This window comes from Bradyrhizobium sp. MI1.11, from assembly GCF_055811255.1.
Genome location: NZ_JBVVPM010000192.1, coordinates 1 through 812 on the forward strand (window position 1 = coordinate 1; position 812 = coordinate 812).

1 protein-coding gene is annotated in these 812 nt (G+C 62.4%); it reads left to right on the forward strand.

Translation table 11 applies throughout. From position 1 onward, the window contains the following. Window positions 1-391, forward strand: a 391-nt coding sequence (locus AC0L30_RS43065) for a transposase (protein WP_473256584.1), incomplete at its 5' end; no start/stop codon positions are given. Window positions 392-812: the final 421 nt, after the last annotated feature.

Sequence of the window (812 nt, forward strand, 5' to 3'; positions counted from 1 at the left end):
CATTGGCCCGATCATCTCGAGCGCGATGGTGGCTGCGATCGGCACTGGAGACGTGTTCTCGAAAGGCCGCGACTTCGGCGCCTGGCTTGGACTGGTGCCGAAGCAGATATCGACCGGCGACCGCACGATCCTCGGCAAGATATCAAGGCGCGGCAATCGCTACCTGCGCGCGCTGTTTGTGCAGGCCGCGTGGGTTGTGCTGGTCAAGGTCAAGGGTTGGGAGCGCTATGGCCTCAAATCTTGGATCGAAGCCGCCAAGAAACGATTGCACCACAACGTGCTGGCGATTGCGCTCGCCAACAAGCTCGCCCGGATCGCCTGGGCGGTTCTCAACAAGGGACGCGCCTTCGAGTGCGTCAACACGGAGGAGACGGCGTCCCGAGCTGCCTGATCCTCGCACCGTGCTCGGGGCCGTCAAGGCGCGGCCTGACCGCGGTAGAGCAAGACGTCAGGACAGCACGACGGCCGGCCTTGACGGCCCTTGCGCGCGGCGCGTCTGCGCGCGCAGGCCGGGACAAAGGAACGACCGCCAGGCACGAACTAAGGAACAGCACGAGGTGAGGTGCGATCGATGACGTAACCAACATCCCTTACCCGCCGAGGTCTGCGAGAGGAATGAGACAACGATGGAGGATCGGTCTTCCCGGCGCATGCGAACACTGGTGACCCGAATGGCCCGTTCGAGGCCTGTCCGCTAATTAGCTCGAATGCGCGCTGATATCCATGATGGCCCGGAGCACAACACGCTCCAATCAGAGGCCGGATACATTGATGCAAGACCGCATCTGCCAGGTTGACGAAACCTCTTGCAA